Source organism: Citrobacter sp. CF971 (assembly GCF_006385635.1).
GTDB classification, from domain to species: Bacteria; Pseudomonadota; Gammaproteobacteria; order Enterobacterales; family Enterobacteriaceae; genus Citrobacter; species Citrobacter freundii.
This window is the reverse complement of sequence record NZ_CP041051.1, coordinates 3,555,723-3,577,437: the sequence shown is the minus strand read 5'-3', so window position 1 is coordinate 3,577,437 and position 21,715 is coordinate 3,555,723. Positions and strand designations below refer to the sequence as shown.

The 21,715-nt window shown below is 52.5% G+C and carries 13 protein-coding genes; all 13 read left to right on the top strand.

The window, feature by feature from the left end; all coding sequences use genetic code 11:
- Positions 1–183: 183 nt before the first annotated feature.
- The 13 genes from E6P06_RS20925 (at position 184) to E6P06_RS20865 (ending at position 21,685) form a co-directional block, all read left to right on the top strand.
- Positions 184–1,350 carry a bifunctional tRNA (adenosine(37)-C2)-methyltransferase TrmG/ribosomal RNA large subunit methyltransferase RlmN gene (locus tag E6P06_RS20925; RefSeq protein ID WP_003037713.1) on the top strand — a complete coding sequence of 389 codons (1,167 nt, stop codon included), beginning with the start codon at positions 184–186 and terminating at the stop codon, positions 1,348–1,350.
- A 284-nt stretch (positions 1,351–1,634) separates the two neighbouring features.
- Positions 1,635–2,627, top strand: a complete 993-nt coding sequence (gene rodZ / locus E6P06_RS20920) for a cytoskeleton protein RodZ (RefSeq protein ID WP_003838449.1) — start codon at positions 1,635–1,637, stop codon at positions 2,625–2,627.
- Between the two features lie 26 nt (positions 2,628–2,653).
- A complete protein-coding gene (gene ispG, locus E6P06_RS20915) occupies positions 2,654–3,772 on the top strand; it encodes a flavodoxin-dependent (E)-4-hydroxy-3-methylbut-2-enyl-diphosphate synthase (RefSeq protein ID WP_003838451.1) in 1,119 nt (372 codons plus the stop codon).
- Positions 3,773–3,882: 110 nt separating this feature from the next.
- A complete protein-coding gene (gene hisS, locus E6P06_RS20910; protein WP_139935681.1) occupies positions 3,883–5,157 on the top strand; it encodes a histidine--tRNA ligase in 1,275 nt (424 codons plus the stop codon).
- Between the two features lie 13 nt (positions 5,158–5,170).
- Positions 5,171–5,791, top strand: coding sequence for a YfgM family protein (locus E6P06_RS20905; RefSeq protein WP_003037727.1), 621 nt, complete (start codon positions 5,171–5,173; stop codon positions 5,789–5,791).
- Positions 5,792–5,801: 10 nt separating this feature from the next.
- Positions 5,802–6,980: an outer membrane protein assembly factor BamB gene (gene bamB, locus E6P06_RS20900; protein WP_003838454.1), complete on the top strand. Its 1,179-nt coding sequence runs from the start codon at positions 5,802–5,804 to the stop codon at positions 6,978–6,980.
- Positions 6,981–7,097: 117 nt separating this feature from the next.
- Positions 7,098–8,570 (top strand): ribosome biogenesis GTPase Der, encoded by a 1,473-nt coding sequence (gene der, locus E6P06_RS20895; protein WP_003037733.1) that lies wholly within the window; start codon positions 7,098–7,100, stop codon positions 8,568–8,570.
- Between the two features lie 300 nt (positions 8,571–8,870).
- Positions 8,871–10,412: a peptide MFS transporter gene (locus E6P06_RS20890; RefSeq protein ID WP_003037736.1), complete on the top strand. Its 1,542-nt coding sequence runs from the start codon at positions 8,871–8,873 to the stop codon at positions 10,410–10,412.
- A gap of 63 nt (positions 10,413–10,475) precedes the next feature.
- A complete protein-coding gene (locus E6P06_RS20885; RefSeq protein WP_049002460.1) occupies positions 10,476–11,510 on the top strand; it encodes a Gfo/Idh/MocA family oxidoreductase in 1,035 nt (344 codons plus the stop codon).
- A 53-nt stretch (positions 11,511–11,563) separates the two neighbouring features.
- A complete protein-coding gene (locus E6P06_RS20880; RefSeq protein ID WP_003838464.1) occupies positions 11,564–11,782 on the top strand; it encodes a zinc ribbon domain-containing protein in 219 nt (72 codons plus the stop codon).
- 205 nt (positions 11,783–11,987) lie between these two features.
- Positions 11,988–14,186: an intimin-like inverse autotransporter SinH gene (gene sinH, locus E6P06_RS20875; protein ID WP_139935680.1), complete on the top strand. Its 2,199-nt coding sequence runs from the start codon at positions 11,988–11,990 to the stop codon at positions 14,184–14,186.
- Between the two features lie 58 nt (positions 14,187–14,244).
- Positions 14,245–15,201 carry a SinI family autotransporter-associated protein gene (locus tag E6P06_RS20870; RefSeq protein ID WP_086529460.1) on the top strand — a complete coding sequence of 319 codons (957 nt, stop codon included), beginning with the start codon at positions 14,245–14,247 and terminating at the stop codon, positions 15,199–15,201.
- Between the two features lie 133 nt (positions 15,202–15,334).
- Entirely contained in the window at positions 15,335–21,685 is a 6,351-nt protein-coding gene (locus E6P06_RS20865) for an adhesion domain-containing protein (RefSeq protein WP_139935679.1), read from the top strand.
- The last annotated feature ends 30 nt before the right edge of the window (positions 21,686–21,715 follow it).

The window sequence follows — 21,715 nt, the reverse complement described above, 5'->3', positions numbered from 1 at the left end:
CGAAATCCTTTGGAGATGAATTAGCGATTTACATATTATTTTCGCTAATGCTTCGTGCAAACGTGGCATCCCTGCGCCAGACTTTGTACAATGCAACGCCCCGGAAGAGCAGATCGCTTGCCGGGGCGTTTCTTTTTAACCCTCCACGGGCCACAACGTGTAACAACGAGGCCGGAAAAAATTATGTCTGAATTAGTTAACACCTCTGAAGTCGTCATTCCTGCGGTTCCAAATAAAAATGGAAAAATTAACCTGCTGGATCTGAACCGTCAGCAAATGCGAGAATTCTTCAAAGAGATGGGCGAAAAACCGTTTCGTGCCGATCAGGTCATGAAGTGGATGTACCACTATTGCAGCGACAACTTTGATGACATGACTGACATCAATAAGGTGCTGCGTAACAAGCTGAAAGAAGTGGCTGAAATTCGCGCCCCGGAAGTGGTGGAAGAGCAGCGTTCTTCTGACGGTACGATCAAATGGGCTATCGCTGTTGGCGATCAGCGCGTTGAAACGGTGTATATCCCGGAAGACGATCGTGCGACCCTGTGTGTTTCTTCACAGGTCGGTTGCGCATTAGAGTGTAAATTCTGCTCTACGGCGCAACAGGGCTTTAACCGTAACCTGCGGGTATCGGAGATCATTGGCCAGGTCTGGCGCGCGGCGAAAATCGTCGGCGCGGTCAAAGCAACGGGCGTGCGTCCTATCACCAACGTGGTGATGATGGGGATGGGTGAGCCGCTGCTCAACCTGACCAACGTAGTGCCGGCGATGGAAATCATGCTGGATGACTTCGGTTTTGGGTTGTCCAAGCGTCGCGTCACGCTCTCCACCTCGGGCGTTGTCCCTGCGCTGGATAAGCTGGGTGATATGATTGACGTCGCGCTGGCGATTTCTCTGCATGCGCCGAACGATGAAATTCGTGACGAAATTGTACCGATCAACAAAAAGTACAATATCGAAACATTCCTTGGCGCGGTTCGTCGTTATCTGGAGAAATCCAATGCTAACCAGGGCCGTGTGACCATTGAGTATGTGATGTTAGATCACATCAATGATGGCACTGAACACGCGCATCAGCTGGCAGAACTGCTGAAAGATACGCCGTGTAAGATCAACCTGATCCCGTGGAACCCGTTCCCGGGCGCGCCGTATGGCCGTAGTTCTAACAGCCGTATCGATCGTTTCTCTAAAGTGTTGATGAGCTATGGTTTCACCACCATTGTGCGTAAAACACGTGGCGATGACATCGATGCAGCCTGTGGTCAGTTGGCGGGCGACGTTATCGACCGTACCAAGCGTACTTTGCGTAAGCGTATGCAGGGCGACGCTATCGACATTAAGACCGTTTGATGTTGGCGCACTACGGTATAATTCTTGTACCGTAGTGCAACGTAAGCCATATGAGGTTTTTTGTTGTCGTCGTCAGGTCAATAATAACGGTGCGTTTTTGTCGACTTTAAGGCAGTATGTAACGGCGTAACAAGTGTTTAGCCCTCAGGTTTACGCCGTTTTGTCATTGATAGTCTGACCGTTTTATACTGTCTGACGAAGGTTAACTGACCAGATGTTTCGCGGTGTGGGTGAGCATTGTGGCTCGCCGGCATCAGAACCCAAATATTACGCAGCTGTAGCGAATGAATACTGAAGCCACGCACGACAAAAATGAAACACTATCCACCGGCATTCGTCTGCGCAATGCCCGTGAACAACTCGGATTCAGCCAGCAGGCAGTCGCGGAGCGACTTTGCCTGAAGGTCTCCACGGTACGCGATATTGAAGAAGATAAGGCGCCAGCCGATCTTGCTTCAACATTCCTGCGCGGGTATATCCGTTCTTATGCGCGTCTGGTGCATATTCCTGAAGAAGAACTGTTGCCAGGGCTGGAAAAACAGGCTCCGATTCGTCCTGCCAAAGTCGCACCGATGCAGAGCTTCTCGCTCGGTAAGCGTCGTAAGAAACGCGACGGCTGGTTAATGACCTTTACCTGGCTGGTACTGTTTGTCGTTGTCGGACTGACTGGCGCCTGGTGGTGGCAGAACCATAAAGCGCAGCAGGAAGAGATCACCACCATGGCCGATCAATCCTCCGCTGAGTTGAATGCCGGTAAAGAGGGTGCGCAGAATGTACCGTTAGATACCAGCGCTGCAGCAAGCCAGGATACCACGTCGGCTGCTGAAAATGGCGCGGTAACGGATTCAGCGCCAGCGCAACAAGATACCGCAGCGGCTCAGGCCCCGGCTGCTGATGCGCAACAAAACGCCGTCGTTGCCCCTTCTCAGGCTAACGTCGATACTGCAACCACAGCGCCAGCTACCGCGGCACCGCTGCCGACCGATCAGGCAGGTGTGACTACACCTGCAGCCGATCCTAACGCGCTGGTGATGAACTTTACCGCCGATTGCTGGCTGGAAGTCACCGATGCGACCGGTAAAAAACTGTTCAGCGGGATGCAGCGTAAAGATGGCAATCTGAATTTGACCGGTCAGGCACCGTACAAACTGAAGATTGGTGCTCCGGCGGCAGTGCAGATTCAGTTCCAGGGTAAACCTGTCGATCTGAGTCGTTTTATCAGAACTAACCAGGTTGCGCGTCTGACCGTTAATGCCGAACAATCACCGGCTCAGTAACAGACGGCAATGCGGGAGATTTTTTAATGCATAACCAGGCTCCAATTCAACGTAGAAAATCGACACGCATTTACGTTGGGAACGTGCCGATCGGCGATGGTGCGCCCATCGCCGTACAGTCTATGACTAATACGCGTACCACGGACGTGGAAGCGACGGTTAATCAGATTAAAGCGCTGGAACGCGTAGGCGCAGACATTGTTCGTGTCTCTGTACCGACAATGGATGCCGCAGAAGCGTTCAGGCTTATCAAACAGCAGGTTAACGTCCCGCTGGTTGCCGATATACACTTCGACTATCGTATCGCACTGAAGGTGGCGGAATACGGCGTTGATTGCCTGCGTATTAACCCAGGTAATATCGGCAGTGAAGAGCGTATTCGCATGGTGGTGGATTGCGCTCGTGATAAAAATATTCCTATCCGTATCGGTGTCAACGCCGGATCGCTGGAAAAAGATCTGCAGGAAAAATACGGTGAACCGACGCCTCAGGCGCTGCTGGAATCCGCGATGCGCCACGTGGATCACCTCGATCGTCTGAACTTCGATCAATTCAAAGTTAGTGTTAAAGCGTCTGACGTTTTCCTCGCCGTAGAATCCTATCGCCTGCTGGCGAAACAGATCGATCAACCGTTGCATCTGGGGATCACCGAAGCTGGTGGCCTGCGTAGTGGTTCGGTGAAGTCCGCGATCGGCCTTGGCCTGCTGTTATCTGAAGGGATCGGCGATACGCTGCGTGTTTCTCTGGCGGCCGATCCGGTGGAAGAGATCAAAGTTGGTTTCGATATCCTGAAATCGCTGCGCATTCGCGCGCGCGGGATCAACTTCATCGCTTGCCCAACCTGTTCGCGTCAGGAGTTTGACGTTATCGGTACGGTTAACGCGCTGGAGCAACGCCTGGAGGATATCATTACGCCAATGGACGTTTCGATCATCGGCTGCGTAGTAAACGGCCCTGGTGAAGCGCTGGTTTCTACGCTGGGCGTGACGGGCGGTAACAAGAAAAGCGGCCTGTATGAAGACGGCGTGCGTAAGGACAGACTCGATAACGACGACATGATTACGCAGCTTGAAGCCCGCATTCGTGCCAAAGCAAGTATTCTGGACGAAGCGCGTCGTATCGACGTGCAGCAGCTTGAAAAATAACAACGTGATGGGAAGCGGCATGCTTCCCGTGTATGATTGAACCCGCATGGCGCCCGCATTGTTCGGGTTAGCGCTGAGGGTTCATTTTTATATTCATAAAGAGAATAAACGTGGCAAAAAACATTCAAGCCATTCGCGGCATGAACGATTATCTGCCTGGCGAAACCGCCATCTGGCAGCGCATTGAAGGCACTCTTAAAAACGTGCTCGGCAGCTACGGTTACAGTGAAATCCGCTTGCCGATTGTAGAGCAGACCCCGTTATTCAAACGCGCGATCGGTGAAGTCACCGACGTGGTTGAAAAAGAGATGTATACCTTTGAGGACCGTAATGGCGACAGCCTGACGTTGCGTCCTGAAGGGACTGCGGGCTGCGTACGCGCCGGCATCGAACATGGTCTCCTGTACAATCAGGAACAGCGTCTGTGGTATATCGGGCCGATGTTCCGCCACGAACGTCCGCAGAAAGGACGCTATCGTCAATTCCATCAGCTGGGTGTCGAAGTGTTTTGCCTGCAAGGCCCGGACATCGATGCAGAACTGATTATGCTGACCGCTCGCTGGTGGCGCGCGCTGGGTATTTCTCAGCATGTCAGGCTGGAGCTGAACTCGATCGGTTCGCTTGAAGCCCGCGCTAACTACCGTGATGCGCTGGTTGCCTACCTGGAACTGCACAAAGAGAAACTGGACGAAGACTGCAAGCGCCGTATGTACACCAACCCGCTGCGCGTTCTCGACTCCAAAAACCCGGAAGTACAGGCGCTGCTCAACGACGCGCCTGCACTGGGCGACTATCTTGACGACGACTCGCGCGAGCACTTCGCGGGTTTGTGCAAACTGCTGGAGTCCGCAGGCATTGCCTACACCGTCAATCAGCGTCTGGTTCGTGGTCTTGATTACTACAACCGCACCGTATTTGAGTGGGTCACCAGCAGCCTGGGCTCTCAGGGTACCGTGTGTGCCGGTGGTCGTTACGACGGTCTGGTAGAGCAACTTGGCGGTCGTGCAACGCCTGCCGTGGGCTTTGCTATGGGTCTGGAACGACTTGTTTTGTTAGTTCAGGCAGTTAATCCGGAATTTAACGCAGATCCTGTTGTCGATATATACCTGGTCGCTTCAGGGGCGGACACGCAGTCGGCAGCAATGACGCTTGCAGAACGTCTGCGCGATGAAGTTCCTGGTGTGAAACTGATGACAAACCACGGTGGCGGCAACTTTAAGAAACAGTTTGCTCGTGCCGATAAGTGGGGCGCCCGCGTTGCACTGGTACTGGGCGAGTCCGAAGTGGCTGACGGTACTGTTGTAGTGAAGGATTTGCGCTCTGGTGAGCAAACGGCAGTAGCGCAGGATAGCGTTGCCGCGCATTTGCGCACTTTACTGGGCTAAGGAGAAGGACAGCGTGGAAATTTACGAGAACGAACACGACCAGGTTGATGCGGTAAAACGCTTCTTTGCTGAAAACGGCAAGGCGCTGGCTGTTGGGATCATTTTAGGGGTTGGCGCGCTGGTTGGTTGGCGTTACTGGACCAGCCATCAGACGGAGTCCGCACGCTCTGCTTCTCTGGCGTATCAAAATACGGTAACTGCGGTTAGCGCGGGTAAACCGGACAGCATTCCTGCCGCTGAGAAATTTGCTGCAGAGAATAAAAATACCTATGGCGCGCTGGCTTCACTGGAACTGGCGCAGCAGTTTGTTGACCAAAATGAACTTGAGAAAGCCGCAAGCCAGCTGCAACAAGGCTTGGCTGCGACCAGCGATGAAAATCTCAAAGCAGTGATAAACCTGCGTCTGGCTCGTGTTCAGGTTCAGCTTAAACAGGCTGATACCGCGCTGAAAACACTCGAAACCATTAAAGGTGAAGGGTGGGCGGCCATTGTTGCCGATCTGCGTGGTGAAGCGTTGTTGAGTAAAGGCGACAAACAAGGTGCGCGTAGCGCATGGGAAGCGGGTGTGAAAAGCGATGCCTCTCCTGCTCTGAGCGAAATGATGCAGATGAAAATCAATAATTTGTCCATCTGAGAGGGACCCGATGCAATTGCGTAAATTACTTCTGCCAGGGCTGCTTTCCGTTACCCTATTGAGCGGCTGTTCACTGTTTAGTGGCGAAGAAGATGTCGTTAAGATGTCCCCATTACCGGTGGTTGAAAACCAGTTTACTCCGTCTACGGAATGGAGCACCTCTGTAGGAAACGGTATTGGTGATTTCTATTCCAATCTTCATCCTGCGCTGGCGGATAACGTTGTCTATGCTGCCTCTCGCGCTGGTGTAGTTAAAGCGTTGAACGCAGGCGACGGCAAAGAAGTCTGGTCTGTGAATCTGGGTGAGAAAGATGGCTGGTTCTCCCGTGCATCTGCACAGCTTTCTGGCGGTGTAACCGTGGCCGGCGGTCATGTTTATATCGGCAGTGAAAAAGCACAGGTTTATGCGCTGAACACCAGTGACGGTACTACCGCATGGCAGACGAAAGTCGCTGGTGAAGCGCTGTCTCGTCCTGTTGTGAGCGATGGCGTGGTATTGATCCACACCAGCAACGGTCAGTTGCAGGCCTTAAACGAAGCCGACGGCGCCATCAAATGGACCGTTAACCTCGACATGCCTTCTCTGTCTCTACGTGGCGAATCCGCTCCGGCAACCGCCTTTGGCGCAGCTATTGTTGGCGGTGATAACGGTCGCGTAAGCGCTGTGCTGATGCAGCAGGGCCAGATGATTTGGCAGCAGCGTATCTCTCAGGCGACAGGCCCAACGGAAATCGATCGTCTGAGCGACGTTGATACCACGCCGGTTATCGTCAATGGCGTTGTTTACGCGCTGGCTTATAATGGTAACCTGACGGCGTTGGATCTGCGCAGTGGTCAGATCATGTGGAAACGCGAACTGGGCTCGGTGAATGATTTCATCGTCGACGGTAACCGTATCTACCTGGTTGACCAGAACGATCGCGTGCTGGCACTGACCACCGATGGCGGCGTGACGCTGTGGACGCAAAGCGATCTGCTGCACCGTCTGCTGACGTCCCCGGTATTGTATAACGGCAATCTGGTCGTCGGTGATAGCGAAGGCTACCTGCACTGGATTAACGTTGACGATGGCCGTTTTGTTGCCCAGCAGAAAGTTGACAGCTCAGGTTTCCTGACCGAGCCGGTCTCTGCTGATGGTAAACTGCTGATCCAGGCGAAAGACGGTACGCTGTACTCTATTACGCGTTAATCGTCGCGGCCGCTCGCTTTGAAAAACGGCTCCTGGTGCAGGGGCCGTTTTACTGTTTTTAACAACGGAGCAAAAATGTGCCCGTTGTCTGATGATTTTTTAAATGAGGCTTTAAACATGGTACCTGTGGTCGCGCTTGTCGGGCGCCCTAACGTTGGCAAATCCACGTTATTTAACCGTCTAACTCGCACCCGAGATGCGCTGGTTGCGGATTTCCCGGGTCTGACTCGTGACCGTAAGTACGGTCGTGCGGAAATTGAAGGCCGCGAGTTTATCTGTATTGATACCGGCGGTATTGATGGCACCGAAGACGGTGTTGAAACCCGTATGGCGGAACAGTCGCTGTTGGCTATCGAAGAAGCGGACGTTGTGCTGTTCATGGTGGACGCGCGTGCTGGCCTGATGCCAGCGGATGCAGCTATTGCGAAACATCTGCGCTCGCGCCAGAAACCGACGTTCCTGGTAGCCAACAAAACTGACGGACTCGATCCTGACCAGGCGGTTGTTGATTTCTACTCTCTGGGTCTGGGTGAAATTTATCCGATCGCGGCGTCCCATGGTCGTGGCGTTCTCAGCCTGCTGGAGCATGTTCTGCTGCCGTGGATGGATGACGTTGCTCCGCAGGAAGAAGTCGACGAAGACGCGGAATACTGGGCGCAGCTGGAAGCCAAAGAAAATGGCGAAGAAGAGCCTGAAGATGATTTCAATCCGCAGGATTTGCCGATCAAACTGGCGATCGTGGGTCGCCCGAACGTAGGTAAGTCCACACTTACTAACCGTATTCTTGGCGAAGATCGTGTGGTGGTTTACGACATGCCGGGGACCACGCGTGACAGTATTTATATTCCGATGCAGCGCGATGAGCGCGAATATGTGCTTATCGATACCGCGGGCGTGCGTAAGCGCGGCAAAATTACCGAAGCGGTAGAAAAATTCTCAGTTATCAAAACGCTGCAGGCGATTGAAGATGCCAACGTGGTGATGCTGGTGATTGACGCGCGCGAAGGGATTTCCGATCAGGACCTGTCGCTGCTGGGCTTTATCCTCAACAGTGGGCGCTCACTTGTTATCGTTGTGAACAAGTGGGATGGTCTGACGCAGGAAGTAAAAGAGCAGGTCAAAGAGACGCTGGACTTCCGTCTGGGCTTTATTGATTTTGCACGCGTACACTTTATCTCTGCGCTGCACGGCAGCGGTGTGGGTAATCTGTTTGAATCGGTCCGTGAAGCGTATGACAGCTCCACCCGTCGCGTGAGCACCGCGATGCTGACGCGCATCATGACCATGGCAGTAGAAGATCATCAGCCGCCACTGGTGCGTGGTCGTCGTGTGAAGCTGAAATACGCCCACGCGGGCGGTTATAACCCGCCAATCGTGGTGATTCACGGCAACCAGGTCAAAGACCTGCCGGATTCCTACAAGCGTTATCTGATGAACTATTTCCGCAAATCTCTGGACGTAATGGGGACGCCGATCCGTATTCAGTTCAAAGAAGGGGAAAACCCGTTTGCAAACAAACGCAATACGCTGACTCCGACTCAGATGCGTAAACGTAAGCGTTTGATTAAACACATTAAAAAAAGCAAGTAATCGTTGCTGATGCAGATGAAAACCCGCGCTTGTCGCGGGTTTTTTTTCGTTATTCCAACGTCAACCTCAGCCCGCGCAATGTCAATCACTATTCGTTTTTTACCAAGTTTAAATCTAAGAAAGTAGACAATTGTCGAGTTTTCATCTTAAAGTCCCCCGGTTGGTACTAGACAAAACTACTGCCAGGTTATCAAATGGTTAAATAAATCTTCGCCGCATGTAAAAAATCGACCAGCTACGTAACTGGTCGGCGTACATCGCGGTGTTTACACGCACGACGACATAACTTTCGGGAGAATTATGCAATCCTCTGTTAATCAAAAAGAAAGCCGAACGTTCTTCGGTCACCCTTATCCGCTCGGCTCATTGTTCTTTACTGAGATGTGGGAGCGTTTTTCGTTTTATGGCATTCGTCCGTTACTGATCCTGTTTATGGCGGCTACCGTTTATGACGGCGGCATGGGACTGGCGCGTGAAAATGCCTCGGCGATTGTCGGTATCTTTGCCGGTACCATGTATCTTGCTGCGCTGCCAGGTGGCTGGCTGGCGGATAACTGGCTTGGTCAACAAAAAGCGGTATGGTATGGCTCCATCCTGATAGCACTTGGTCACCTGTCGATTGCACTCTCGGCCATCATGGGTGACAACCTGTTTTTTATTGGCCTGATGTTCATTGTGCTCGGTTCTGGCCTGTTCAAAACCTGTATCTCGGTGATGGTGGGTACGCTGTATAAAAAAGGCGATGCGCGCCGTGACGGCGGTTTCTCGCTGTTCTACATGGGTATCAACCTGGGTTCCTTCATCGCGCCATTGATCTCCGGCTGGCTGATTAAAACTCACGGCTGGCACTGGGGTTTTGGTATCGGTGGTATCGGAATGTTGGTGGCGTTGCTCATCTTCCGTATCTTTGCCGTTCCGGCGATGAAACGCTACGATAGCGAAGTGGGCCTGGACTCGACCTGGAACAGCCCGGTTGTGAAACGTAATGGTGTGGGCGCGTGGCTGCTGGCGCTGGCAGTTGGTGTAGCAATTGTTGTTACCCTGATTGCGCAGGGAGTGATTGTGATTAACCCGGTCGCGGTTGCCAGCATGCTGGTGTACGTGATTGCCGCGTCAGTTGCGCTTTACTTTATCTATCTGTTCGTCTTTGCGGGGCTGAACCGTAAAGAACGCGCCAGGCTGCTGGTTTGCTTTATCCTGCTGGTTTCCGCTGCGTTCTTCTGGTCTGCCTTTGAGCAGAAACCTACCTCGTTCAACCTGTTCGCCAACGACTACACTAACCGTATGATCGGCGATTTTGAAATCCCGGCAGTATGGTTCCAGTCGATTAACGCTTTGTTCATCATTCTGCTGGCCCCGGTATTCAGCTGGGCGTGGCCAAAACTGGCGAGCATGAATATTCGCCCAAGCAGTATCACCAAGTTTGTCATCGGCATTCTCTGCGCAGCGGCGGGCTTTGGCGTGATGATGCTGGCGGCGCAAGACGTGCTGGCAAATGGCGGCGCGGGTGTTTCTCCATTCTGGCTGGTAGGCAGTATCCTGATGCTTACGCTCGGCGAGCTGTGTCTGAGCCCAATTGGTCTGGCGACCATGACGCTGTTGGCACCGGAAAGAATGCGTGGACAGATGATGGGTTTGTGGTTCTGCGCCAGTGCGTTGGGTAACCTGGCCGCGGGTCTGATTGGTGGTCATGTGAAGGCCGACCAGCTTGATATGCTGCCAGATCTCTTCGCGCGCTGCTCGATTGCGCTGCTTATCTGCGCCGCGGTACTGATCGTTCTCATTGTTCCGATTCGTCGCATGCTGGAGAATACACAGACTAAACCGGCAACTAGCGCCTGATAGTACCTCGATGATGCCGGGGCAGACGTTATGCCCCGGTAATTCAACTTTTGAGGTGAGAACATGCTGTTAGGGTTTGTTGGGTTGGGCGCAGTCGTTGAAACGGCATACTTGCCCGCATTACGTAGCCTCTTCGGTGATTCATTACGCTGTGTGGGGTTTGATGTTCAACCCACAAAACAGCCAGCAGGCGTGACGCGTTGTACGTCGCTCGAAGAGCTGCTTACTCAGCCTCTTGATACCCTGTTCATCACGACCGCATCCTTGCATCACCTTGAGGTGCTTGAACAGGCCCTGGCCTCTCCCATCGCACGTATCGTGGTTGAAAAACCTATTGTCGCCACGCTCTCCCAAATTGAAAAACTGAAAATGCTGCTGGCTCAACCAGGCGCTGCCGATCGTGTACTGGCACTCGACCACTGGATGGCGCGCATCGAAACGGTGAAACGAGGGTTGGTCAGCACTTTTGCCGAGATTGTGAAAATCGAAGGTTTCTTGCAGGAGCCAAGTGGATTTAACGCTGCAGGTGAGCCGATAGCGCTTAACTTTGCCACCGGTGAACCGGACACGCGTGAACTTCGCCACCCGGATGGCGTGATTCTGGATATCGGTACGCACGTGTTAGCAATGCTGCGGGAAACGGTACGGTATCTGGGAGGGAATAATGAGATGGTGCTGCGGTTAGTGAGTGCTAAAGACCGTCTGGGACGTGATATCCCCCAGAGTGACCTGACCACGGCAGAAGGCGAGGCGCATCTTCAGGGGCAGATTAGCGGCATTCCACTGGATATCTGGCTCAACAAATATGCGGGGCCAGCTGGTGGGCAAAAAGGTCTGCGGCTTTATCTGCGTGACGGACGTATTATCAGCCATGACCGACGCGGTACAGAAGATGTACTGGAAGTGATTGACGGCAAGGTGGTACAACGCTGGAGCATTACTGGTACGATTTACGCCCATTGTCTCGCTGAGCAAATTCTGGGAGCGCAAAGTTTGTTTGAACGTTGTCCGCAGGAGGTGAGCCAAACGACACTGCGCAGGCTGGAAGAAGTGGAGTGCCTGTTAACATTGCAGCAGCAGTTACGTGGGCCACATTAAGCGCATGGTGTTAATATAAAAGCAGCAATACATTTTCTGTATAAGGACACGATATGTCGATTACCTGCCCGGATTGTCATGCAGAGCTGGAGCCGCAAAATGGTGTGGCGCACTGCGAGCATTGTCACAAAGATATTCAACTGGAAGCGCGTTGTCCGGAATGCCATCTGCCACTGCAAGTATTAAAAGCCTGCGGAGCGGTGGATTATTTCTGTCAGAACGGCCATGGCCTTATTTCGAAGAAACGCGTGGAATATAATGTCATAATATAAATTATATTATGAATAATTTTTGCTGATTAATATTTATTATGAATGCTAATCAGCTTTAATCATTATTATTACAAATATTTTATCTTGCTTTGATAATCTGGCTGATTTTTTAGGATTATATTTAGGTTATAAAGGCATTCATTAGCGTGAATCATAAATATAATGTTCCTGCTGTACAGTAACTTTGTTAATACAGGAACATGTTATGGCCCGAAGGGCGCGCTTTGTTATCTTGCTTGTTCTATTCGTTTCTGGCGCAGTTATTGCCGGGGACAATATTGTTGCGCCTGCAGCAACCAATAACATAAGTGAGTCTACGTTGCCCGATCTCGGCAGTGAGTCGGTACTAAAAGAACAGCATAATAACGAAGATCAATCCATTAAAGAGAAAGGTGTCGACTATTTTATTAACTCTGCGACACAAGGCTTTGAAAACCTGACGCCTGACGCGTTGAAATCACAGGCGCAAAGCTATTTGCAAAATCAAATTACCTCCTCCACGCAATCGTATATAGAAGGGTTAATGTCACCGTACGGAAAAGTACGGACCAGTTTATCTGTTGGTGAAGGGGGCGATCTTGATGGTAGCTCTCTCGACTATTTTGTTCCCTTATACGACAACCAATATACATTGATTTTTACCCAAATCTCCGCGCAGCGTAAAGAGGACCGGACCATTGGAAATATCGGTTTTGGCTTGCGTCAAAATGTGGGGGATTGGTTACTCGGCGGCAACGCTTTTTATGACTACGATTTTAGCCGTGGGCACCGTCGCTTAGGTTTGGGCACTGAGGCATGGACAGATTATCTGAAGCTCTCTGGCAACTATTACCATCCACTTTCTGACTGGAAAGAGTCTGAGGATTTCGAGTTTTATGAAGAGCACCCCGCCCGGGGATGGGATATTCGGGCTGAAAGCTGGCTGTCATTTTATCCACAGATCGGTGGGAAATTAGTCTACGAGCAGTACTATGGCGATGAAGTGGCATTATTTGGTACCGACAATTTACAAAAAAATCCCCATGCGGTAACCGTTGGTCTCAATTACATGCCTGTGCCGATGGTCACGTTAGGTGCAGATTACAAAGCCGGTACCGGAGATAATGCCGACCTTAGCATCAACGCAACCGTCACTTATCAGTTAGGTACGCCCCTGGCGGCTCAGCTTGATCCGGAAAACGTAAAAATTCAGCGCTCTTTAATGGGCAGTCGTACCGATTTTGTCGAGCGTAATAATTTTATCGTTCTTGAATACCGTGAAAAAGATCCCCTTGATGTTGCGTTATGGCTCAAAGCCGATGCGACCAATGTCCATCCTGAATGCGTAATTGAAGACACGCCTGAGTCTGCGGTGGGACTGGAGAAATGTAAGTGGACGATCAATGCGCTTGTCTCTCATCACTACAAAATCATCTCCGCCTCCTGGCAGGCAAAAAATAATGCCAATCGCACATTAGTGATGCCAGTGGTAAAAGCTGATGCCCTCACTGAAGGGAATAATAACCGCTGGAATCTGGTCCTCCCTGCGTGGGTCAATGCGGATACAGAAGCACAGCGTACAGAGTTAAATACCTGGAAAGTGCGCATGACCCTGGAAGATGAAAAGGGGAATAAGCAAAACTCGGGTGCTGTGGAAATTACCGTCCAGCAGGATCGTAAAATCGAATTGATTGTCGATAACGTCGCTGACGCCGATCGTACCGATCATAGCCATGAGGCCAGCGCTTTGGCGGATGGCGTCGATGGTGTTGTGATGGACCTGGTGCTGACCGATTCATTTGGGGATACGACCGATCGTAACGGTAAAGTGCTGGTGGATGAGGCTATGGCGCCTGAACTCTATGACAGCAATGACAAAAAGGTGTCGCTTTCCTCCACAGCTTGTACCGCCGAATTGCCCTGCGTCTTCATTGCCAGCCGTGACAAAAAGGCGGGAACCGTCACGCTCTCCAGTACGCTTCCTGGTACGTTTCGCTGGAAAGCGAAGGAAGACGCCTACGGCGACAGTAACTATGTTGACGTGACGTTTACCGGTGATGCGCTTGATGCGTTGAATGCGCTCATTTATCAAATGAAAACATCTTCTCCCGTTAATTTGAGCGGCAAACAAGATAGGCATCCTGTCGTCAATAATACCTATCGATTTGTACTGTGGCGTGATGCCAATAAAGACGGCGTTTTCCAGATGTCAGAACAACTGGCAGAAGATGAAATGGCGCTTTATGACTATCAATGGGAATTTACCGGGCAAAGCGTGACGGGAAATACTGGAGCACAAGCCAATACCCGCAATGAAGATCTGGTGTTGCCAGCAACAAATAGAGAGGCTGCGCAAAAATTCGCTGCTCATGAGCAGGATGGTATTCAGGGCTATGGCATACGCGTGGTGTATAGCCAGAAATAGTGTCAGCGTAGTGGCTGACCAGCCAGTCGCTGAATGTTGAAGAAAAAGGAGAGTCTTGATGCAATTAGTATTAAAACGGCGGCTGACGAAGGTCGCACTGGCGTTGGCTGTGGCAGGGTATTGTGCTGTGCCTGCAGTCGCGGCTAATGGGAATCTGAAAGCCGGTCAGTGGCAAAGCGCGACAGAAAGTACCGGTACTATTCAAGGGACTATCCCGTGGATTACACGGGCTGCAGATAAAACGGCGGAAACGGATAAAGCACATGTCACGGTGACGATTGACCGTGGTAGTCGAACCGTGGCAACTGAAGGTGACCGGCAGTTTCACGCGGGCGACAAAGTGACGGTCAACTGGGCTATCGGCGATACGGAAGGTGACCTGGATGCGGATAACACGGCGACCAAAGCAACCGTGCAGTGGATGAGCTATAGCGATCAGAATGGCGGCGATGCACAAGAGATAGGTACAAAAGGCAGCGACACCTATGAAATTCAGGCTGCGGATGCCGATCGCTACATCGGTATTAAAATTACGCCTACCACAACTACCGGCGATCCGAATGTTGCCACAGAATTGCTGCTAAACGATCTGTCGACCAACGCTGGCGGTGGTTCTGACGATGATGACATTCCGGAAGGTCCGGTGGTCGATGAAAATGTCCACGTCGTCATCTACGAGGCGGGTACAACAACCAATCTGTTGGGCACGAGCACCAAACTTAAAACTAACACCACCTATAAAGTGCTGCTGTGGAAAGATAAAAACGCCAGTCGCTCTTACGATGCAGGTGAAGAAGTTACCAGTGATTACAACTACCGCTGGAAATTCACCGGTAACAGTCTGCAGTTGGGCACTGTGGGTGGGATTGTCAACGCTACCTACAACAATAGCGATCTGGTTATTCCGCTTACCAACGCCGAAGCGAAGGCTGCCTTCGATAATGCCGATGGCGTTACCCTCGGCAACGATGGCGTCCAGGGATATGGCTTGTCTATCGACTACCAACGTAAATAAAACCGTGCAAGACCGCTTCCTTAGGGAGCGGTTTTTCCGCGCCCTTTGTTTAGCTCGGGGTTAAGCAAAGTGTGTTGAAACGCGAACACAGAATAAATGGGTAGTGACTGCTCAAGGATGGGGGATCTGGCAGGTGAATAAAGTTTATCGCTCTTTACTGGCGTTAGCTCTGTTAATGGGTGCAGTGCCGGTACTTTCTGCACTAAAAAGTGGGGCATGGCAGGAGTTGCGCACAGCTACGGATGCGATAAACGGCACCCCGCCGACGGCGGACAGCGCGTTCGTTCCGGTTTATCAGGGCAGCGTTGTGCTCTCTCCCGGTGAAGCGCACGCTGTGGCCTTCAGCGCGATGCCCCGCGACTTCAGCGTTGACGATTCAGCCAGCGCACTGCAGCTGGCTAATCCGCTCGATACCGAGGGCGATCTGTTCGCCATACCGCCGCTGCGCTGGGAAAGCGAACAGACGCCCGCTATCAGTTTAGTCTGGGCAGATGCCGCCACACCGGATGAACCGCTTAACCCGCAGCCGGTCGCCAATAAAACGTTCTGTGCGCAGAATATGGCCGGCGGGCATTACGTGGTCTGGCCACAACTGGAAGATAGCAGTGCGCTACCCGCGCTTTACCTCATTACGTCGACGGGAACACCGAACAGCAATACGGTTGCTTTAACCGAACAAAAAGTGGCGATTGACGTAGCTACCGCCGTGGGCGAGCCACTGTCACTCAGCGCCGTGCCGATGGACGACACGTTAAAAGCAGCCAAGGTCAAAGCAGGGGAAAGTATCACGCTGACCGTTACCACCCGCGATTGCGCCGGTAACGTGGTGGGCAATACCGCATTTATTATTACCCGCAGCGATGCGCTTAACCGCCAGAACATCGTCAACAATAATGCACCGGTACACGTTGGTGATACGGAACTGACCACCACGGCGACGGAATACCACGGTGTTACGGGCGCTGACGGCAAAGCGACAGTGACCGTCACCCAGGCAAACGGTCCCGGCGTAAAAACTACCCTGACGGTGATGCCGGCAAACAATACGGCGCTAAAAGACAGCGTCGATGTCATTTTCACCACCCAGACCAGCCCGGACAGCGACAAAGCGGCGATGTGGGGGCATATGGAAGAAAGCGCTACGGCAAACGTCGATGGCGTCATCTATACCTTCACGCGTCCAAAACTGGCGGCGGAAACCAGTGGCACTAGTGCTACTTTTGCTGCCAGCAATGAAAGCTGGGCGCAGTTTACCTGGGACAGCGCGGATAACCACTGTGCCATTTTGCCGGATGCCGAACAGCTGGTGGCGCTGCGTGCCGCCCACAGCACCGCGGCGGCCTATCCCGGTTGGCCAATTGATACCTACTGGTCGTCCACGAAAGATCAGCTCGATATTTACCACTACGCCACCAGTATGGGGAGCGGGGCGGTGATACGAGAAAGCAACAGTACTGCTTTACTGGTGAGCTGCGTGGATAAAGCACTGCCTTTAGCGTATCCACAAATCACGCTTTCTCCCGATGCGCCATACAAGGCGGAAGTCGGTGAGACGATTGATGTGATAGCCAGCGTGGTTGACCGGAATACCAATAAACCGTTGCCTTATCGCTATCTTGAACTGTTTGTCGACCCCGCCTCTAACCGTAAAGGGGAGCATAAAGATGAGTGGGATAATCTGCGGGTCGTTGTCCGTAGTGATGATATGCGTGCATCGTCCCCGGAACACTATACCGGGGTAACGGACGCGAACGGTCAGGTACATTTGTCGTTAAGTCATGACAGTGGGGTAGGGGTAGAAACGCCGATCCGCATTGTGATGGCGGATGATGAAGGCGCAAGCATCACGTTCCCCTTTAATGTGATTTTTACGGTGATAACCAGCCCGGACGTTGACGGGGCGAATATGTATGGCCATATGCAACGGGGTATTGTGGAGAAGGGTAATCTCTACAAGCGTCCGCTATTGGCGTTCGAAACAAGTCATAAAACCGGTCAGCAAAGTGAAAATAGCGAAGAATGGGCCACCTTCGATTCTCTGATCTCTGCCACGAATCAGTGCGGCGCAGGTCAGGTCCCCGACACGGGTTCTCTTGAAACGCTCTACAGCGCACATCCTGATAATAAAATCCTGACAGAACACGGCTGGCCGACGGCGTCTGATGCTTATATGGCCGATGATGCCACGCAGATGGCGTACTTTAATCTGGACGATGGTAGCAAGGGGGTCGGTGGCTCAGCCCACTATTTGACCTGTTCGGCGAATGAGATGGTGTCCCAACTGGAGGTTTATTTCAATGATGATACTTCGTTGCGGTTGCCCGTAGCCAAAACAGGCGATCAAATCAAAATGAACGTCCATTCACAAAATGCGTTGAACGGAGCAACGATAGCGAATGTGAAGTTTTCAGTCACCATGGGGCTCGGCAAAAATCGCAGCGGGATGACCACCGGCTTTACTGACCCAAGTCAGGGGGAATTGCTATTTGACAGCGTTGCCTATGGCGCGGGTACATCTTCAATGACGTATGAGGGGATGACGGATGCGAACGGTGACGCGCAAATTATTCTTGAGCAGCCACGCGGCGTGGGGTTAATCACACAGCTAAGCGTAGTACCGATTGATTCACTGCTGAACTCGCCTATCTCGCGTAGCGTGAAGTTTACCGTTCCGACAAGCCCGGATACGCCAAAAGCCCATATGTGGGGGCATATGGCGGACGTCATAACCGTGGATAATCTCACGTTTGAACGCCCGAAACTGGCGGCAGAGTCAGGGGCAACCCGAACCCAGGATGAAGCGAATGAAACCTGGGCTCGCCTCACACATGCCGATGCGCTGGGAAATACCGCAGCCGGGGGATGTGCGCTTAATCGTCTGCCACGTATCGACCAGCTTACCACTTTGTACAATGCCAACAATGACGGCGAGATACATACGGTTGCCGGATGGCCTGTGGGGCTGGGCTACTGGTCCGTCACGTACGCCAGCCAGTCCAGCTGGCAACAGATATCGTTGTCGGGTGGTGAGGTGACGGCGGGGGGCGATGTTTCGGATTACGTCAGTTGCCTGACCAGCGATAACCCGGCGGCGGCGTCCATCACCATTGAACCGGTGGATGCGTCGCAGTGGTATGACAACAACGTTAATAGTGTACATGCGGTAAGAGTGAAGAAAGGCGAGACGCTACAACTGAAGGTCACGGTGAAAGACGCCAATGGAAACCCTGTGCCGCAAGCGCCTTTTGTCATGAGCCGTGGTGATGGTTTTACCCGACAGAATGTTAAACATGCCGCTGGCAGCGGTGATGGTATTGTGTCGCCGGTGGTCATTGACGGCGAATCTGTTAACGACACGGCGACAAAAATCGGCGGCCTGACGGGCGTGGACGGCAGCAAAATCATCAATGTGACCCGCCCGGATACGCATGGCACTAAAGTGGCGATAACGGCGGCGCTGTACGGCAATGCCAGCGTGAGTGCCAGCCTCGACACCATCTTTACGGTGGTCACCAGCCCCGACTCGGACAAGGCGACGCTGTGGGGGCATATGACGGACACGCTGACGGCGGCAGACGGTACGAACTACCACCGGCCGCAGCTGTACGGGGAGTTAAGCAGCACCAACAATGTGACGAGCTATACGGAAGATAAAGAGGTGTGGGCCGGGTTCTATGGGCCTGATAGCGGTAAGAGCAATCCGGACAGTTGCGCCAAAGGCTACTATCCCACGGTCAGTTCGCTGGATTCTCTGTACAGTAAATATCCTGACAGAAGTATCAAAACAGTGCAGGGCTGGCCTATTGACCGTTCTTACTGGAGCGGCACCTACAGTAGCTCGTTCTCGACTGAAACGTTCTCACGTTATTCGGCAGTTGACCTGGACGATGGCAGCCATCAGACATTATCCGCGACGGACGCTAACGGGAGACAGTACCAGATTTGTTCGGATACGCAGACGGCGCAGGCGGTATTGATTACGCTCACGTCAACGCTGACGCAGGATGCCACTGCGCAGGCGGTGAAGGTAAAAACGGGCGATACCATTCCACTGCTGATCACCACCACCGATGCCGCTGGCAACCCGGTGGGGAATATCCCATTTACCCTTAAACGTGACAAAGGAACAGCCCGTACCACTACTTATACCACCTGGAGTACGCCAACGATGCAACTGACGCAGAGCGGGCAGGCGTCGCAGAGCTGGAGTTTCAACGGAACATACTACGGCGTGACGGGCGCAGACGGTACGCTGGCTGTCGATTTGGCTGAGAGTAGTGGGCCAGGCGTCAAAAACGTGCTGACCGCCGGTCTATATAACAGCACAACGGTTACTGCGTCGCTGCCTGCGGTGTTTACGACAATCACCAGCCCGGACAGCAATAAAGCCAATATGTGGGGTCATATGCCGGAGACTTTCACCGCCAGCAACGGTGCGGAATTTATGCGTCCCAGACTTATGGATGAGCTGGATTCAGCCACTGATACGACTGCCGTTATAGAGAATAATGAAAAGTGGTATACGGTGAAAAACATCGAGAAAGGACGTGGCGCCTGCGCAATGAACCGGATGCCGCGAGCCGCTGATTTGACCTCATTGTCTCAAGGTCATCCGAATGGCGCGTTAGCGACAGATTTAGGCCTCCCGATGATAACGTCGAAATCATGGTGGGCGGGTGATATGGCGATAAAAAGTCAAACCTCGCTGGCGTATCAATATATGAGTCTGAAGGCGGGTGTTATCAACACGAACTCAGCATCGACCGTAAGTAATGTTGCACAATTGTGTCTGACCACGACGTATGAGTCGTTCATCTCCCTTGACTCCAGCGCGTGGGATGAAGAAAAACAGGCTTTTGTGGCGAAAAAAGGCGAGGCGATACCGGTAACCGTAACCGTGACGGACGCAGCCGGCAGGCCGCAGGCGAATACGGTTGTGAGGGTGATGCGCGGCTTTTCATCCTCCCGCAGCAATACATCGGTATCCACCAGTGCGGCAACCATGACGCTCACCCCCACTTCGCCATTGGGGACGGTACTGACCAACTTCACTGGCAACAGTAGCTTGTATGAAGCGACCGGTGAGGATGGTATGTTGCAGTTAACATTAAATCAGGACAATACCACCGGGCTGAAAACGACTATTACCGCCAGCCTGGCAAGTGACAGCCTGGTGAAGGCCAGCAAAGACACCACCTTTACCGTCATTACCAGCCCTGATGTGGCGTCAGCAGATTACTGGGGGCATATGCCGGAGACGGTGCCGGGACCGGATAACGTTGTTTATCAGCGTCCCCACTTGCAGGCAGAAGCACCGTCGGGGGTAGGTTATCTCCTGTACAATAACGAAAAATGGGCCGCGCCGACGCCTGGGCAGGTGCTTTCGACGGATAAATCCGTATGCGGTATTGCGTTTACGCCGATGATGAGCGACCAACAGGCGCTGTATCAGCGTTATCCTCATGGTACGCTGGAAGCGCAGTATGGCTGGCCGGTGAAATCCGATCAGCTCTGGTGGCCGGCTGATTTAAAGTCAGGAAATGCCTATCACACTCTGAACCTGAATACTGGTCAGGTATCCAAGCAGACGAATTCCTCAACGAAAGAGATGCAGGCTTGTCTGGTTGACGCGCGTAATATCCCTGGCTTAATCACGCTGACCTCGACGGTGATGGATGTGGCGAAAGCAGCAGCTGTAGTGAAGAAAGGCGAAGCTATTCCGCTGACGGTGACGGTGAAAGACCGCGCTGGTAATCCAATGCCAAATGAGCCGTTTACCCTGAGTCGATCTGATGCGGAAAGTCGGAACGGTACTGCATACACAGTGAATGGCGCAGACGATTTAACATTGCAGGCGCTGTCTCCTTCGTTGTCAACGACATCAATGACGACAACCAGCGTCGTGTTTAGCGGTGTAACTGGGGCTGACGGTACGGCAACCTTTACGGTGCGCCAGGATGCGAGCCTGGGGTTAAAAACGGCGCTAACGGTTACCGCGACCAATGATGTGTTGCTAGCAACCACCTCAACGCTTGACGTGATATTTACCGTAATAACCAGCCCGGACAGCAACAGCGCCGCTATGTGGGGTCATATGCCGGACACTCTAAGTGTTGATAGCATAACGCTACACCGGCCGTTGCTGTATAGGGAATCCCCTGGAGCAACGGACCAGAGGACGGATAATTATGAATCATGGGCCGGTGTCTATTCTCGAGATACTGGTACTGGCTATGATATGAGCAATAACTGTGGTGGGGTGGCCTATTTCCCGGAAAAAAGTTTACTGGAGAAAATGAGAGACGAACAGATAGCAACAGCTAACGGATGGCCTGTGTCTGTACTGCGTTATGTGAGCCGTACACCTTCGACGTATAACTATTGCGAGGTTTCGTTAAATGAAGGGGGCATCACAAATTGCCCAACAACCCCGACGGGGTCGAATTCGGGCGGGATAGGCTATGGGGCCTGTATTGTGCCGTAAATGCTCACATAGAACGAGGCAAGTAAGAAC

Excerpts from the sequence above, each read along its gene's own strand:
- der (WP_003037733.1), top strand. The coding sequence starts at position 7,098 with ATGGTACCTGTGGTCGCGCTTGTCGGGCGCCCTAACGTTGGCAAATCC.
- E6P06_RS20890 (WP_003037736.1), top strand. The coding sequence starts at position 8,871 with ATGCAATCCTCTGTTAATCAAAAAGAAAGCCGAACGTTCTTCGGTCAC.
- sinH (WP_139935680.1), top strand. The coding sequence starts at position 11,988 with ATGGCCCGAAGGGCGCGCTTTGTTATCTTGCTTGTTCTATTCGTTTCT.
- E6P06_RS20885 (WP_049002460.1), top strand. The coding sequence starts at position 10,476 with ATGCTGTTAGGGTTTGTTGGGTTGGGCGCAGTCGTTGAAACGGCATAC.
- E6P06_RS20880 (WP_003838464.1), top strand. The coding sequence starts at position 11,564 with ATGTCGATTACCTGCCCGGATTGTCATGCAGAGCTGGAGCCGCAAAAT.
- rodZ (WP_003838449.1), top strand. The coding sequence starts at position 1,635 with ATGAATACTGAAGCCACGCACGACAAAAATGAAACACTATCCACCGGC.
- E6P06_RS20925 (WP_003037713.1), top strand. The coding sequence starts at position 184 with ATGTCTGAATTAGTTAACACCTCTGAAGTCGTCATTCCTGCGGTTCCA.
- bamB (WP_003838454.1), top strand. The coding sequence starts at position 5,802 with ATGCAATTGCGTAAATTACTTCTGCCAGGGCTGCTTTCCGTTACCCTA.
- E6P06_RS20870 (WP_086529460.1), top strand. The coding sequence starts at position 14,245 with ATGCAATTAGTATTAAAACGGCGGCTGACGAAGGTCGCACTGGCGTTG.
- ispG (WP_003838451.1), top strand. The coding sequence starts at position 2,654 with ATGCATAACCAGGCTCCAATTCAACGTAGAAAATCGACACGCATTTAC.